Origin of the sequence: uncultured Lactobacillus sp. (genome assembly GCF_945290125.1) — a bacterium.
GTDB lineage: Bacteria > Bacillota > Bacilli > Lactobacillales > Lactobacillaceae > Lactobacillus > Lactobacillus rizhaonensis.
The window spans coordinates 1-15259 of the sequence record NZ_CALYQV010000024.1 but is presented as its reverse complement, the minus strand read 5'-3'; the positions used below and the strand labels follow the sequence as shown (position 1 = coordinate 15259).

Sequence of the window (15259 nt, the reverse complement as noted above, 5' to 3'; positions counted from 1 at the left end):
AATTATCCTAACTCTTTATTAACAAAATCATCTAATTCAGACAGTGTCATTTCAGTAGCTTTTTCGTCAGCAGGTCTTTTGACTTCAACTACACCTTCAGCTGCTTTTTTACCGACTGTTATCCTAACTGGAGCGCCTAGTAAATCAGCATCCGCAAACTTCACGCCAGCACGTTCATTACGATCATCATATAATACATCATACTTAGCACTGTATTTTTCTTCAAGTTTTTGAGCCAGAGCAGATTGATCATTATCTTTCATTTTCATTTGAACGATATGAAGACTAAAAGGTGCAATCTCTTTTGGCCAGGCTACACCATTTTTAGTTAAATGTTGTTCAATGACTGCGGATAATACTCTGGTAACACCAATGCCATATGAACCCATTATAACTGGCTGGGCTTTACCATTCTGATCTAAAAAGTTTGCACCCATAGTCTTGGTATAATATGTTCCCAGTTTGAAAATATGACCAACTTCAATAGAAGTAGTGAATTTTAAAGGTAAATGATCGACCGGATCTGGTTCACCTTCATTGGCTACTCTGATATCTCCAAATTTATCAGGATTAATATCACGCTTCAAATTCACATTTTTAAATTGAAAACCAGTTTTATTAGCACCAACAATGACATTATACAGGTCCTTTACCGTGTTATCTGCAACAACTTGATCTGCCCAGCCAGCATCAATTGGTCCGACGCTACCCTTGGTGACACCAGTAATCTGCTCTAGTTCATCATCAGTAGCTACTCTAAGTGAATCTACATCTAACAGATGCTTTAATTTTACTTCGTTGATCTGCTTGTCGCCACGAATTAAAACTATCACATTTTCTTTTTCATTAGCGATGTAAAGAATACTTTTAACTATTCGTGTAGCTGGTACTTGCAGGAACTGAACAAGATCAGAAATACTTTCTTTACCTGGAGTTGCAACTTCTTCAACTTGCTTTAATGGTTCTTCTTCTTGCTTGAAAGTATCGACACTTGAAGCCATTTCTAAGTTAGCTGAATATGTTCCAGTTTCATTTGTGGCAATAGTATCTTCACCAATTGCTGCAGGAGCTTGGAATTCTGTCGAATTTTTACCGCCCATAGTACCAGAATCAGCAATTACCGGGGTAACCTTTAAACCACACCGATGATAAGCGGCCGTAAAAGCTTTCTTTTCATCTTCAAACTGCTGATCAAGTTGCTCTTTAGTGGCAGCAAAGCTATAGGCATCAAGCATTATAAATTCACGAGACCTTAATAAGCCAAAACGAGGTCTATTTTCGTCCCTAAACTTTGATTGAATTTGGAAAAGAGCGATCGGCATTTGTTTATAGCTCTTTAAATTTTTAGCGACAATATCTGTAAAGGTTTCTTCATGAGTCGGACCCAGCAAGCTTTGGCGACCGTGTCTGTCCTTCAGTTTAAACATTTCAGGACCATATTTTTGCCATCTGCCCGATTCTTCCCATAATGTCGCAGGTAAAAGATCTGGCATTGCCATTTCCGGCACGTTAATTTTTGCCATTTCTTCACGCATTATTTTTTCGGCTTTGCTTAAGACGCGATATCCTAAGGGCAAATATGCATAAACTCCTGCTGTTACTTGGCGAACATATCCACCTCGCAACATCAATTTATGACTTTCAGCAGCAGCATCAGCCGGTGCCTCTTTTAAAGTCGGCATAAATAATTTAGATTGACGCATTAATTCTCTCTCCCAAATTGTTTTTATTTAATAAAGTAACGGTAGATATCATTGCCCGTTACGGCAATAATTAAAACTAACAATAAACCGAAACCGATTAATTCCACTATAGCCTCATGATTTTCTGATATTGGTTTACCACGAATTATTTCAACAATATTTAGTAAAAATTTACCACCATCTAAGCCAGGAATTGGTATTAGATTGACAATACCTAAGTTAATAGAAATCATTGCCAAAAAAGCCAAAATATATGTGAAGCCCATTTTAGAAACCTGTGATGTCTGAGAATAAATTCCAACAGGACCGGAAAGTTTATTTAAGCTGAAATGACGGAATAAGCCACCAACTGCATTAAAAATCATTCCCGTAGTTGAAACGGCTGTATCCCAGCCACGCTTAAACTTAGCATTAAAACTATCATCGCTTTTTGCTCTAATTCCAATTTGATAAACATTTTGCCCCTGCACCTTAACGACTTTTGGTTGAACACTTATCACTTTTTGGTGATTTTCTTTATCTACCGCAATATTAATCTTTTTGCCTTTGCTTTGATAAATTTCTTCAGATATTTGTTCAAAAGAGGTTATTTTATGACCATTAACAGCCGTTATTTTTGAACCAGGCTCAAGTTTTGCACTAGCAGCCGGGGAATTTGGTGCCACTTTTGCCACTTCCGTAGTAGCTGGTCCTGGAACGGTAAAAGTCCAAATCAAAAAAACAGCAAAACCTAAAATAATATTCATTAAAGGGCCAGCAATGTTAGTTGCTAATTTTTGCCAGACATTTGCTTCTTGAAACTGCGTGTCGCGAGGAGCAATGATCAGTTCAGTATTTGATTGATCAATGATAGTGGCATCATGATTAACATGATATGTTATTAGTTGTTCTTCCTCTCCATTTTTATAACCTGAAATAAAGAGTTTATCAACTAGGTCAAACTTAGTGATCTGCACTGGAATTCCTTCAATCGGGACATCCGACTCAGAGGCATCAATTCGGGCTACTTCGTTTTGCTGATTGAGTTGCAAAACTACTCTCATACCAGGAGCTAACGTAGTTTCATCATCTTTACTTGCCAAACGAACATAACCACCTAAAGGCAGCCATCTAATGGTATAAGTTGTAGGATTGCGTCGAACTTGGAAAAGCTTTGGTCCCATTCCAATCGAAAATTCACGCACTAAAATGCCGCAATTTTTTGCAACAATAAAATGCCCAAATTCATGGACAAAAACCAATATTCCAAATACAACTAAAAAGATTAGTATACCTTTCACAAGAATTCTCCTAGTGTATGATTCCCATTAAAGCAGCAAATACAGGCAAAACAAAGAGCATACTGTCAAAACGATCTAAAATTCCACCATGGCCAGGTAATATTTTGCCCGAATCCTTAACCCCATAGTATCTCTTATAAGCTGATTCAACGAGGTCGCCCATTTGGCCAACAATAGATAGCACAAAGGCAAAAATAATCATTTCAACTTGTGAATGGTTTAAGTTGACAAAATAAACATAAATTGCAGCACAAACAACTGCACAAAGTGTACCCCCAATTGATCCTTCCCAAGTTTTATTAGGGCTTATCACAGGCCATAACTTATGCTTACCGATTTTTCGACCAATCATATATGCTCCCGTATCAGTTAGCCATACAACTACAAAAACGTAGCAAAGAAGTGCAAGACCGTTGTTTGCATTTCTGACACTTGCCATATAATGAAAGCCTGTGCCCACATATAAAGAACCTAAAGTGTAAACGGCTACATCGTCAAAAGTAGTTTTATTTTTAGTTAAAACAGTCCAAGTAAGCATTAGCATGATAAGGGCAAAATAAATACCATATTTCGTCCAGTGAAATGGCATTGACTGGATAAAATTATCCGGTACAGCCCAAGTGATAGTAGCTAGTAACGCCAATAAAAAATTGACTGAAACCAGAATTTGCTTTTTCATTAAAAAGAATTCGCTAATACCTATGGCTGCAAAGATGACGGTGAGCCACTCCATCCAGAGCCCACCCATAATTACAATAGGAATAAATAAAATTAAAGCAATTACTGCTGTTATTATACGTTGTTTCATATAAATACCTAACTATCCGATTCATCAAGTTTGCCGAAACGACGATGACGATTCTGAAAATCTTTAACAAATTTTTCTAAATCAGTTTTAGTAAAATCTGGCCAATTTTTTTCACTAAAAGCAAGTTCTGAATAAGCTAACTGCCAAAGCATAAAATTAGAAATCCTTTGTTCACCAGATGTTCTAATTAATAAATCAGGATCGCTATATTCGCCAAAACTCGCAGTCATCAATCTGTGGGAAATCATTTCCTCATCAATTTCTTCGCTGGTTATCGCATTTGTTTCAACGAGCGTAGCAAGTTCTTTTACTGCAGTCGTAATCTCTCTTCTTGAGCCATAATTAAAAGCAAAGTTCAAAATTAAGCCGCTATTTGTGGCAGTTTCCGCCATTGCTCTTTGGACAACATCATAAGTCTTAGGCGGCAGCTCATCCAAGTAGCCCATAATATTCACTTTGACATTTTCCTTCATCAGGGTAGGCATAAATTTATCAAAAAAACGGACTGGCAAGTTCATCAAATATGCTACTTCCTCCTTAGGTCTGGCCCAGTTTTCTGTAGAAAATGCATATAGCGATAAGACTTTTATGCCAAGCTGGTCGGCTGCCAAAGTAATTCTTTCGACATTATTCATGCCTTCGTAATGGCCTGCAATTCGCGGTTTACCTTGCTTGGTTGCCCAACGACCATTACCATCCATTATAATAGCTAAATGGTTTAATTGATTTTTTTTACTTGCCATTTAATTAGCCTTGTGTAATTTCTTTACGCTTTTCTTCCGCAATTTTGTCGATTTTTTTAGTAGCATCGTCTGTAACTTTCTGCACTTTCTTTTCTAAATTGCGTTGCTCGTCCTCCGTGATTTCATCGTCTTTCTGTTGTTTTTTTAGACTGTTCATAGCATCACGACGAACATTCCTAATGGCAATCTTACTCTCTTCAGCCATCTTGTTGACTTCTTTGGCAATTTCTTGTCGTCTTTCACCAGTAAGTTGCGGGATCACTAAACGAATCACCTTACCATCGTTTGCAGGCGTTAAGCCCAGGTTTGAAGCCAAAAGAGCATGTTCAATATTATCAAGACTGCTTTTGTCATAGGGAGTGATTAATAATACCCGCGGCTCAGGAATAGTGATACTAGACATTTGCGTTAATGGTGTCGGGGCACCATAATAATCAACTTTTACACCTTCAAGTAAAGCTGCATTAGCAACACCAGCACGAATAGAGCCCAAGCTTTTTTCAAAAACGGTAATTGATTTATTCATATTATCTTGTGCTTTTTTAATTGCATCATTATTCATTATTTTCCCCTCCGATTACTGTTCCAATATTTTCACCTAAAACAACTTTTTTAATATTACCTTCAGTATTAACGTTGAATACAATTAGAGGAATGTTCGTGTCCATTGAAAGTGAACTTGCCGTTCTGTCCATGACTTTTAAGTTTTTGGAAATAAGATCTAACTGAGAAAGTGCAGTATATTTTTTAGCATTGGGATCAACTTTCGGATCAGCGGAGTAAACTCCGTCAACTCCATTTTTAGCCATCAGAATAACATCTGCGCCTATTTCAGCAGCTCTTAGTGCAGCAGTGGTATCAGTCGAAAAGTAAGGATTACCAGTACCACCACCCATAATTACTACTCGCCCTTTTTCTAAATGACGAATTGCTTTTCTTCTAATATAGGGTTCTGCTATTTGCCTCATTTCAATAGATGTTTGTAGTCTAGTAGGTACACCTACATGTTCCAAGCCATCTTGAAGAGCTAAACCATTCATTATTGTAGCAAGCATACCCATATAATCAGCTTGTGAACGCTCCATTCCTAGTTTTGCACCAGTTTCACCACGCCACATGTTACCGCCACCAACGACAATACCAATATCAACACCGAGATCATGAACTGATTTGATTTCTTTTGCTAAATGACTAATGACTGTGGGATTAATTCCAGTTCCTTCATCACCAGCAAGAGCTTCACCAGAAATTTTTAAAACTATACGTTTATACTTAACTTTAGTCATGACAGCCTCCTCTATTAACTTTAGTTATTCTACCATATAAAAAGTGCAAATGTGGACTCAGAAATAAAAGAGAGGGATTTCTTAAAAAAATTCTTTGGCAAAAAAGTAACAGGAGAAAGCAAAAAATCTCAAAGTTATCTACTTCGAGATTTTCATATCTAATTAATATTTATTTTCTCTATTAATTTGCAGCAGTAAATTGTAAAGTGACCCATATAAATTTGAATCATTCCTAAAATGGGCAGAAACAATGGCAGGCTTAGTTAAAGTATTTCCTATGATAGGGTTCTTTTCCTGTACCAATTTGTCATATTCTTTATTAATACCACTTATTAAAATTGGTTGGGCACTGATACCACCACCAATAGCAATTTTATCAACATCTACTACGGTTTGGATATTGAGAATTAAGCCAGCTATAATAAGGCAGTAGTGCTCAAATATATTTAACGCATCAGGAGATTTCTCTTTAATTGCCGCAAAAGCATGAAGACCATCATTTTCTTTAGGATAATTAAGTTTGTGGTTTACCTTTTTAATGAAATTGACAGCAGAGCCAATATTACCCAAAGAGCCCTGCATTTTATCTGGATGAGATAAATCATTAATCATAAAACTTAATTCGCCTGCCTGATAATGCGTTCCTCTTAATAAGTGACCATCAATAATTATGCCACCGCCAACTCCTGTTCCCAAAGTTATAGCGGCACAATTTTGTTCGCCTTTTAGACTTCCCAACCAGTTTTCAGCTAGGACACTGGCTTTACCGTCATTAATAACAGCAACCGATATGTGATATTTTCTTCCATATATTTCGGCAAAGTCAATGCCATCTAAAAATGGTAAGGCACCGCCAAATCTTATTTTAGTATTTTCAATTTTACCAGGAGCACAAAAGCCGATGCCCTTGATATCTGAAATATAGCGATTGACAATTCCATCAATACTCTCTAAAAAAATTGCTTTATCTTGATCAGTAGCAATTTTATCTTTTTCAATTATATTTCCTGCAGAATCTAATTTAGCAAATTTAATTTCAGTTCCGCCAATATCAATGCTCAAATAATTTTTCATAAATCTCTTCCATATAAATCACGACAATACTGCAAACAACTTTAATACATTATCTCAAATACTCACCTTAAACAACTATTTGACATGCGAATTAAAAAAATCACCTATTTGCTTTATTGCTAATTTGGTTTCTGGACAATCAAATAAAACAAAAACATGAAAAAGATCTTGCCAAACATGCCACTGTACATCAACTCCAGCTTTTTGACATAAGAAATTTAGTATTGCTGAGTTATCGTATTTTACTTCCTCACTGCCACAATTAATTAAAATTGGAGGAAAGTCATGGAAGTCGTCATATATTGGTGAGGTTAAAGGATCTTCCTTTTCGGGATTATCAAAGTATGGAACGGGAGCAGTTGCACCAATAAGCATAGGATCTCGTTCATTTCTATAATATTCAGATGAAAAAATATTAAGCTGACTAATAATCGGTGAAAATACTGAAATTTTTTCAGGCAAATTTTTATGTTCATTTCGCAATTGAATGGTGAGTGTAAGAGCTAGTGTAGCTCCAGCTGATTCACCAAACACCAAAATTTTATCATATTTATCTTTTAAATAAATATAAGCATTGTATACATCTATTTGAGCATCTGGATGTTTTCCTTCTGGATACTGTCGGTAATCTACTGAAAAAACATCTGTTTTACTGCTTTTACCCAAACTAATTGCAAGTTTTCTCCTTGAAAAAACTGTACCTGTAGCATAGGCACCACCGTGAAGAAACATAATAACATTATTTTTGTTTTGCGCATTTTGAATCAAATAAAATTCGCCTTTTACATATTCTTCATTAACTTTCTTAACTTTTACATCGTCAGGTATTTTGTATTGATTCCCTATATCCGCATTTGGTCTTGCTGCTCTTACAACTTCTGGTGTTAGCGGTTCATTTTGACTAGGCTTAATATTATTTCTTGAAAAATCAATCGCATTTTTTGCTTGTTCACTAATCATTTTTACTCCCTATTTATTTGAATGATAAACTAATTTTTTATAGTTAAATCCAATCCACAGTACAAATATTAACAATAATCCAAAAATTACAGTTCCACAAATGAAAGTAAATTCAGCACTATTATTTTTAAATAGTGCTCCAAAGCCTTGGGCGGTATATGGAGCAATTAATGTACCAATATTAGCAATTGTTATGACCACTGATGTAGAAAATGGTACTTGAGTGGGTGAAGTAAAAGCACCTACGCTTGACATTGTCGAAACCATTGTCATCGAAACTGAAATTCCTACCAGAATAACGCCTATACTACTAACCAATAAGGTATTAGAAACACTAAATATAAAAAATGCTAATAGACCACATCCGATAGAAGTAGACAAAGAAAAGTTTTTAATAGCTTGCGGTAAAGCCATATAGATAAATCCACCTGCTGCCATTGCAAAAGACATTATTCCCAATAATGTGCTTGCATCTTGAGCTGTGCCATACCCTTTTTCAATTACCAGAGTTGCAAACTTAATTGAAACAAAAGCAAAGATAGAATTAAACAAGAATATAAAGAGAGCTAAGAGCCAAATTTTCCCATTTATTTTACGACTATTGTTTTTAGGTTTTTCAGACTTATTGTTCTCTTGATCAATTTTTAAATTCTTAGGTATATAAGCAAAAAACAAGAACAAGACTGGCAGAGCAACTGCATTAACCCAATAGGCCATGTGCCAACCATAATTTAGCAGCACACCAGCAAAAAAGTCATTAAAAACATCCCTAATCCTTGAACTACACTTGACCAACCAAGAAGTTGCTGTTGCTCTTTGCCGCTGAAAAGAGAAATGATTAAAGATTGAGAATACGATGCTAATAGTCCTGTTCCAATTCCGATTCCAATTCTTGACGTAAAAATTAACCCAAAATTATTACTAAGTGCAGGTACTATGCCACTAAGAAAAATTATAAATAAGCCTAAAACTATTGTGCTCTTAATTCCAATTTTGTCAGCTAAAATATTACTGATAGGTGTGAAAACAATTATTCCAAGTGATGAAACCGTCATGGTTAATTCAACAAGAGTTGGATTAACATTTGAGAAAGATTTAATCATTAAGGGTATAGTTGCAGCAGTTGCTCCCGATGAAACAACAAAAATATTTAACAATAAGATTGCTAATTTTAAACCGAAATTCTTTTTAATCATTTTTGACTCCTAAGATCGCTGTTTGTTTAAATAAGTCATTGATTTTTTCAACTTCTTGTTCATTAAATGGTCTAAACCCAATACCCTTCATCTCTTTACTTAATTGATAAAGGGAATATTTCGCAAAGTTTTTCATATTTCCTGGTAATGTCAAGAAATCCCAAAATGGTACCAATTTACTTATTTTGCTAGTTAAGTTCTTATTTTCTAAAAATTCACCAATAGGGGTATGTATATCAAAAAAATCAACAATAGGTTCCTTAACAGTTAAATAGATATGATATTCTCCAGATGACAAAGTATATTGAGCATGTTTGTCATTTACTATAAGCTCTTTAACATTTGAGAATTTCAGCATCATTTCACTGCCGTAGGGAATATGAACGTTAAAAGCAACATGATATGCATCTTTAATTTCCCAATTTACTTTTACTAATCCAGTTGGCAATTTTATCTGACCAGATACTGTATGGAATTTTGTTGATATTGCTGGATCAAACTCAACATTGTTTCCAGATTGTTTTAGTCCAAGTAAGTATTCATATGCCCACGCCATTACTGAACCATTAGAATAGTGATTTAATGAATTCATACCATTTTCAGCTATTTTCCCTTGATCATCGAGAGAATTCCATCGTTCCCAAATTGTTGTAGCTCCGTGATCAACTTCAAATAACCAACTTGGGTAATCTGTTTGCAAAAATATACTTAAAGCCAGATTTTTCTGATTGTTTTCAGATAAGGCTGGCAACAAAATTGGTGTCCCCACAAATCCAGTATCTAAATGATTTTGCTTTTTTTCTATTTTCTCAACCAATAGATCAATGACCTTCTGTTTGGCATTTTCGGGATACAAATGAAATTTTAAGCAAAGAGCTAAACCCGTTTGTGTATCCGCAACTGTTAGTCCATCTGCTGTATAAAAATGTTTTATAAAGGCCGTCTTGATTGAATTTGCTAGTTGACTATATTTCTTTTCTTCTTTTTTAAAATTAAGCACTTTAGCTGCATTTTTTACAATGAAAGAAGAATAGTAATAAAAAGCACAGGCAATCAAATCATCTGCAGTTTTACCTTTGAGTTTCATAATATCTTCTGTATCTAGTGCTAGCCAATCGCCTAATTGATCGTCACCTAACCACAAAAACTCATTACCTTCTTTTTTGGCCCTCTTGTGAACCCAATCTACCCAGGATTTCATTTTTAAAAAGTTTTGTTTTAAAATTGATTTGTCTTGACTTCTCTGATATGAAATCCAGGGGATGATAGTCGCTGCATCACTCCATACAGCTTTGCCGCCGTCATCTGTGTCAACTCTTGGTACATAAAGTGGAACTTTTCCCTGCTGCTCATCTTGTTCAATCGCTATGTCTTTAGCAAATTTTTTGAAAAATGCATAAGTTTCCATATTATAACTAGCCGTTTTAGCAAAGATGGCAGCATCTCCTGTCCATCCTAAGCGCTCATCACGCTGAGGGCAATCAGTTGGTATATCTATAAAATTTGATTTTTGACCCCATTTAACATTTTCAAAAAGTCTATTTACTTTTTGATTATATGTTTGTATATTGCCTGTTTCTTCCATGTTAGAATACAAAGCAAAAGCCTTAAAATCGTCAGGATTAATTTCTTTTGTAAAATTATCCAATTTGACATATCTAAAACCAAAATAAGTAAAATGTGGTCTGATCCATTTCGGCTCACCGTTGCTTATGTAACTGAATTCTGCCCTAGCTGATCGAAGATTAGCTCTATAAAACTCTTTATTTTGCAAAATTTCGCTAAATTCTAATTTTACTTTTTGCCCTTGAGGCAAATTATTTTTAAACTCTACCCAACCAGCAATGTTTTGACCAAAATCTAAAACCGTGGAATTATTAGGTGTATGAATAATTTTTTTAACTTTGAATACTTCATGCTTTTTGATTGGTAAACTTAACCTGTCATTTAAGACGCCTTTAGTAGTTTGGTTTAAGTGCGCAGACTCCAAAACTTTTGGTGATATAGTATCATCGTAATCTTCACCATAATATATTCCCGAATCAGTAATAGGTGATTTAATTACTTTCCAAGTTTCATCTGTGGTAACTATTTGCTCACCATTTCTATTAGTAATTATCAAATTAGCAATAGCAAGAAGATTTCGACCATAATTGTTAGGTTGGCCTCCATGGTTTTTTAAGCCCAGTTTACCTTTATACCAACCGTCACCAACTAAAATTGAGATAACATGGTCGCCGTTACTTAAAAAATTAGTTACATCATATGTTTGAATTTGAATATTACGGAAATAATTTGTAAAACCGGGAGTTAAATATTCATCACCTACTTTTTTATTGTCTATATATACCTCGTATAGTCCCAAAGCAGAAATATAAAGTCTAGCATTATTTGCTTTCTCTACTGAAAACTTTTTGCTAAATATCACTGAATGAAATTTATGAAAGCTCGTCCCAATCCAGTTTCCTTTTAAATTTTCATTAATAAGAGCCGTTTCAAACCAAGTTTCTTTATCTACTATTTCATTTTTATTTCTAATGGACATAATTACATAATATTTGGTCCTTGGCTTTAAACTCAACGAAATATCATATATTAAGTCGTTAGCTAATTCCCAGTTGGTTTGATAAATCGTTTCATCATTATTTTTTATAACCAATTTCCTTTCTAATTTTTGATCAGTACCTTGATCTAAAAAGCCAACTATATGCAAAGAGTTATTAAAATCAAAACCTAGTGGTTTAATCATATGATTTACTTCTATAGTTGTAAGCTTCATATATATCTCCCCTTTCTGATATCGCTTACAAGAAAACTATGGTATAATTTCAATAGTCTTTTTTACGTTTTCTGTTTATTTTTTATGTTTTCTGCTGCAAAAGGAAATATTTTATGATAGCTAAAAATCTTGAGAAAATTTTAAATAACTTTCATCGCGCTACAGATTTGAACTTATATGTTTTTAAGAATCATTACAAGCAAATAAGGAAGTATACGTCTCCATTAGCTCCAAACTTTCCACTAAGTTTATTAAAAGAATTGGATAATGCTAGTAATAAATTAAATTTAATATTATTTAATAATCAATGTGCCATGGGCTTTTTTAACATAAATGATTTAACAATTATTGGCTTAAACTTAAATTTCACAATTGCCAATAACAAAAATTATGATCGCCTAGCTCCACTATTAGGATGGAATAAATTTTCACAAACAATGAAATGTCTTTATTTCATGGTCTTTAATAAGTGGCCAATAATAGCAAAATCCACTGAAACTTTTTCCCTAGGGGAAAATATTTCACTGGATAATGAGAAAAAAGCTTCTTACAAAGGATATCTGATAGAAACTGAATTAATGAAAGCAGTTAGTAAGGGTAACTTAGATGAATATAATGATATCTTCAAAAAATTGTCAAGTATGGTAATTTGGGTACATTTGGAGGTAACAAGCTCAGAAATTCTAAGGATATGGCAATTGCTGCAACTACCTTATATACTAGAGCAGCAGTTAAAGGTGGTGTTCCCGTATCTGAAGCATTCGGGCTCAGCGACGAAATAATAAAACAAATTGAAAAAGATACCGTTATATCTAACTACTATGAATATTCAAGAGCAATTGGTGAAATCTTTGTAGCTCGAGTTAACAGAGTAAAAAGGAATAACATAACTTCCATAGTTTATCGTGCACAAAAATACATTTTTTCTAACTTAACTTCTATCAAAAATATTAGTGAAATTGCCAAAGAACCAAATGTCAGTACCTCATATTTGCAACATCTTTTTAAAAAAGAAAAAAATTCTTCCTTAGTAGCATATATGAACAAAGAAAAGGTAAATTTGGCAGTTCATGAACTAATTTTTACTAATAAAAAAGTGGAAGAAATCGGGTATGATGCTGGGTTTAGCAGTATAAGTTTGTTTTCGACTACCTTTAAACGTTTCGAGGGTCTATCGCCTTTAAAATATCGCAAAAAGTTTAAATAGCCGAAAGATGAGAATTTTATTTTTCTAAAAATAAAAAAAGATTAATAATATTTGTAATTTTATCTACAGATACTCTAACTTATTAAAAGCAATATCCTACTTCAGCCCCAAGTACTCTTATTCTGCAATTGTTATCTACCTTAACTACTGAACCATCAGATTCAATTGCATATAAACCAAATAATTTTCGAGCATTTTCATCTAAAACTTCCATTTTTGCAAAGTATGAAGATATTTTTTATCAGCAAAATTATCCGAATCTTTCTGTCTGACTCAAATGGAAAAATTATTGTTCATTAAGATAAATTTGTTTTTCGGCCAAATTAATTTATTAGTTAAATTGCCATTATGTTTTTGAACTTTACAATATAATTTATTACTATCTTTATGAAGTTTTTAAAAATTTATCCTAAAAGAAAAAGTATTTTTAAATTATAAAATGAAAAAGTATTCGTTCGAATCATATAAATTAGCTGACATTGGAGATTACCTAAAGGTTTTTGCTTGCAGTGCCGTTATGTCTCAGCCAATAATGTCCTTAATTATGGGAGTGGGACAACCATATAATACGCAAGATATTTTTGGCGTTATGTATAATTTGGTTAAGTACACCGCTCCTGCATTTATCTTTGGTATTTTGTATACAACAATTCGTACTAACGATATAGCAGGAAGTTTTTCATATCAGAAACATTTGCAAGCAAACTGGTCAAATTTGTTTATTCCCACAATCTGGTGGACTTTGATCTACTTGTTGGGAATGCCCTGGCTCCAGCAAATAAGAATGTTTAATAATTTCGGTACGTTTTCCTGGCAATTTGTCAACGGTAACGCTGCTCCTCATCTGTGGTATAACACTATGATATTGCAATTTATACTTTTAATGCCACTTTTTTGGGGAATTAGTCGTTATGTTGGTAACAACGTAAAGAGAGGTTTATCAGTTGCTGGTATTACGTTTGTATTGTATTTTGCGTGGCTGTGGTTTTATGACTTTTATGTTTTTCATGGGTCACACGAAAAAAGTTGGTACCTGCTGGATCGTATTTTCATTTCGTTCCTGATTTACGGTGTCTTTGGTGTATTGGCTTGGCAACTTAGGGATTACGTTAACACATTTTTATATAAGTTTTGGTGGCTGATTTTAATTGGTTTTACTGTATGCTTTTTCTGGACTAATTTTGAATTGCATGGCTTTGGCCATCCTGTTCTTTTCACAAATGCGCCTTATTATAAACCGTCCATGACATTTTATTGCTTGGCTGTAATTGCTTTGATAGCTGCACTATGTCTATTTAATGTTAGGCATAAATCAGAGAAATGTTTAAAAGTTTTTCACTTTCTAGCAACCTATGCCTATAGAGCATACTTATCAAATGTATTTTGGGATCAACTGCTATGGAATAATTTAGATATAAAACAACAAGCGATTTTTCATCCTTTTATTGCCTTTTTTATTTGTTGGTTACTAACTTGGATACTTTCTTTTGTTTCCGCATATTTTTTACATATAGCATGGACTGAAACAAAAGAATTAACAGCCACCTTAATTAAGAAAGTTTAATTGCCATAGTTAGTCTGAATGTTTAAAAATAGTTTTAGTTTTCTATAATTTAACAAATAAATATTAAACACACAAAAAGACATTGAATAAAATGATATGATATCCAAATTTATCGTAAACTCGTGGATCACATCAAAATCCAATGCCTTTTCAAATTTATTTAATGGTAGAAGAATTAATTTATTTTTTAATTCTTTTGGTAAAGAAATTACCTGCACACATAATAATTAAGGGCGCAAAAATAGCTATATATGTATCATTTATACCAAATGGATCTCCTAATAAGTACCATACCGTCGTGAATATTGTTGTACCTATTAAAGCAGTATTTGCCACCTTGGTATTGTTAAAAGTTGGCAGGTAAAATGCAAGTATAGCCACAATAGCAATAGATACACGCAGTGCTTTTGTAAAAAATGATAAAGCTAAAATGTTAGGAGAAATAAACATAAAGACTAAAGGAAACAATCCTACTAATATTGAAATTATTTTAGTTACATGTAACTGCTGGGTTTCGTCAGGTCGCCAATGGGGCACGTAAAAGTCATTAACAATTAAGGCAACTATAGCTAATGAACAGGCACTAACTCCGATAAAAACACTTGCTAATAAGCCTATAGCACTGATACATGCAAAAATTATATTCATTTTACCTAAAA

General features: G+C 33.8%; 15 protein-coding genes. 3 read left to right on the top strand and 12 right to left on the bottom strand.

From position 1 onward, the window contains the following. Window positions 1-2: 2 nt before the first annotated feature. The 11 genes from Q0K80_RS05525 to Q0K80_RS05475 all read right to left on the bottom strand — a co-directional run bounded on the left by Q0K80_RS05525 (window position 3) and on the right by Q0K80_RS05475 (window position 11829). Entirely contained in the window at window positions 3-1703 is a 1701-nt protein-coding gene (locus Q0K80_RS05525; protein WP_294604185.1) for a proline--tRNA ligase, read from the bottom strand. Between the two features lie 23 nt (window positions 1704-1726). Further along, complete coding sequence (gene rseP / locus Q0K80_RS05520) at window positions 1727-2983, bottom strand: RIP metalloprotease RseP (protein WP_294604183.1); 1257 nt, start codon at window positions 2981-2983, stop codon at window positions 1727-1729. 10 nt (window positions 2984-2993) lie between these two features. Then, complete coding sequence (locus Q0K80_RS05515) at window positions 2994-3791, bottom strand: phosphatidate cytidylyltransferase (protein WP_294604181.1); 798 nt, start codon at window positions 3789-3791, stop codon at window positions 2994-2996. An 8-nt stretch (window positions 3792-3799) separates the two neighbouring features. Then, window positions 3800-4534 carry an isoprenyl transferase gene (locus tag Q0K80_RS05510; RefSeq protein WP_294604179.1) on the bottom strand — a complete coding sequence of 245 codons (735 nt, stop codon included), beginning with the start codon at window positions 4532-4534 and terminating at the stop codon, window positions 3800-3802. 4 nt (window positions 4535-4538) lie between these two features. Beyond that, a complete protein-coding gene (gene frr / locus Q0K80_RS05505) occupies window positions 4539-5096 on the bottom strand; it encodes a ribosome recycling factor (protein WP_294604178.1) in 558 nt (185 codons plus the stop codon). Next, on the bottom strand, window positions 5089-5820 hold the full coding sequence (pyrH, locus tag Q0K80_RS05500; protein ID WP_294604177.1) for a UMP kinase: 732 nt from the start codon (window positions 5818-5820) through the stop codon (window positions 5089-5091). Before pyrH ends, frr begins: the two co-directional genes overlap by 8 nt. Before the next feature lie 162 nt (window positions 5821-5982). Next, window positions 5983-6894, bottom strand: a complete 912-nt coding sequence (locus Q0K80_RS05495; RefSeq protein ID WP_294604175.1) for an ROK family protein — start codon at window positions 6892-6894, stop codon at window positions 5983-5985. 75 nt (window positions 6895-6969) lie between these two features. Continuing rightward, window positions 6970-7854, bottom strand: coding sequence for an alpha/beta hydrolase (locus Q0K80_RS05490; protein ID WP_294604174.1), 885 nt, complete (start codon window positions 7852-7854; stop codon window positions 6970-6972). Between the two features lie 9 nt (window positions 7855-7863). After that, window positions 7864-8571: a hypothetical protein gene (locus tag Q0K80_RS05485; RefSeq protein WP_294604172.1), complete on the bottom strand. Its 708-nt coding sequence runs from the start codon at window positions 8569-8571 to the stop codon at window positions 7864-7866. A gap of 14 nt (window positions 8572-8585) precedes the next feature. After that, on the bottom strand, window positions 8586-9050 hold the full coding sequence (locus tag Q0K80_RS05480; protein WP_294604171.1) for an MFS transporter: 465 nt from the start codon (window positions 9048-9050) through the stop codon (window positions 8586-8588). Further along, a complete protein-coding gene (locus tag Q0K80_RS05475) occupies window positions 9043-11829 on the bottom strand; it encodes a family 78 glycoside hydrolase catalytic domain (RefSeq protein ID WP_294604170.1) in 2787 nt (928 codons plus the stop codon). Before Q0K80_RS05475 ends, Q0K80_RS05480 begins: the two co-directional genes overlap by 8 nt. Window positions 11830-11942: 113 nt before the next feature. Between Q0K80_RS05475 and Q0K80_RS05470 the strand changes: the two genes are divergently transcribed. The 3 genes from Q0K80_RS05470 (at window position 11943) to Q0K80_RS05460 (ending at window position 14600) form a co-directional block, all read left to right on the top strand. Continuing rightward, window positions 11943-12611, top strand: a complete 669-nt coding sequence (locus Q0K80_RS05470) for a hypothetical protein (RefSeq protein ID WP_294604167.1) — start codon at window positions 11943-11945, stop codon at window positions 12609-12611. Further along, window positions 12521-13036, top strand: a complete 516-nt coding sequence (locus Q0K80_RS05465; protein ID WP_294604164.1) for an AraC family transcriptional regulator — start codon at window positions 12521-12523, stop codon at window positions 13034-13036. Before Q0K80_RS05470 ends, Q0K80_RS05465 begins: the two co-directional genes overlap by 91 nt. A gap of 439 nt (window positions 13037-13475) precedes the next feature. Then, window positions 13476-14600, top strand: a complete 1125-nt coding sequence (locus Q0K80_RS05460) for an acyltransferase family protein (protein WP_294604162.1) — start codon at window positions 13476-13478, stop codon at window positions 14598-14600. 180 nt (window positions 14601-14780) lie between these two features. Here Q0K80_RS05460 and Q0K80_RS05455 read toward each other — a convergent pair. Then, window positions 14781-15259, bottom strand: a 479-nt coding sequence (locus Q0K80_RS05455; RefSeq protein WP_294604161.1) for a hypothetical protein, incomplete at its 5' end; no start/stop codon positions are given.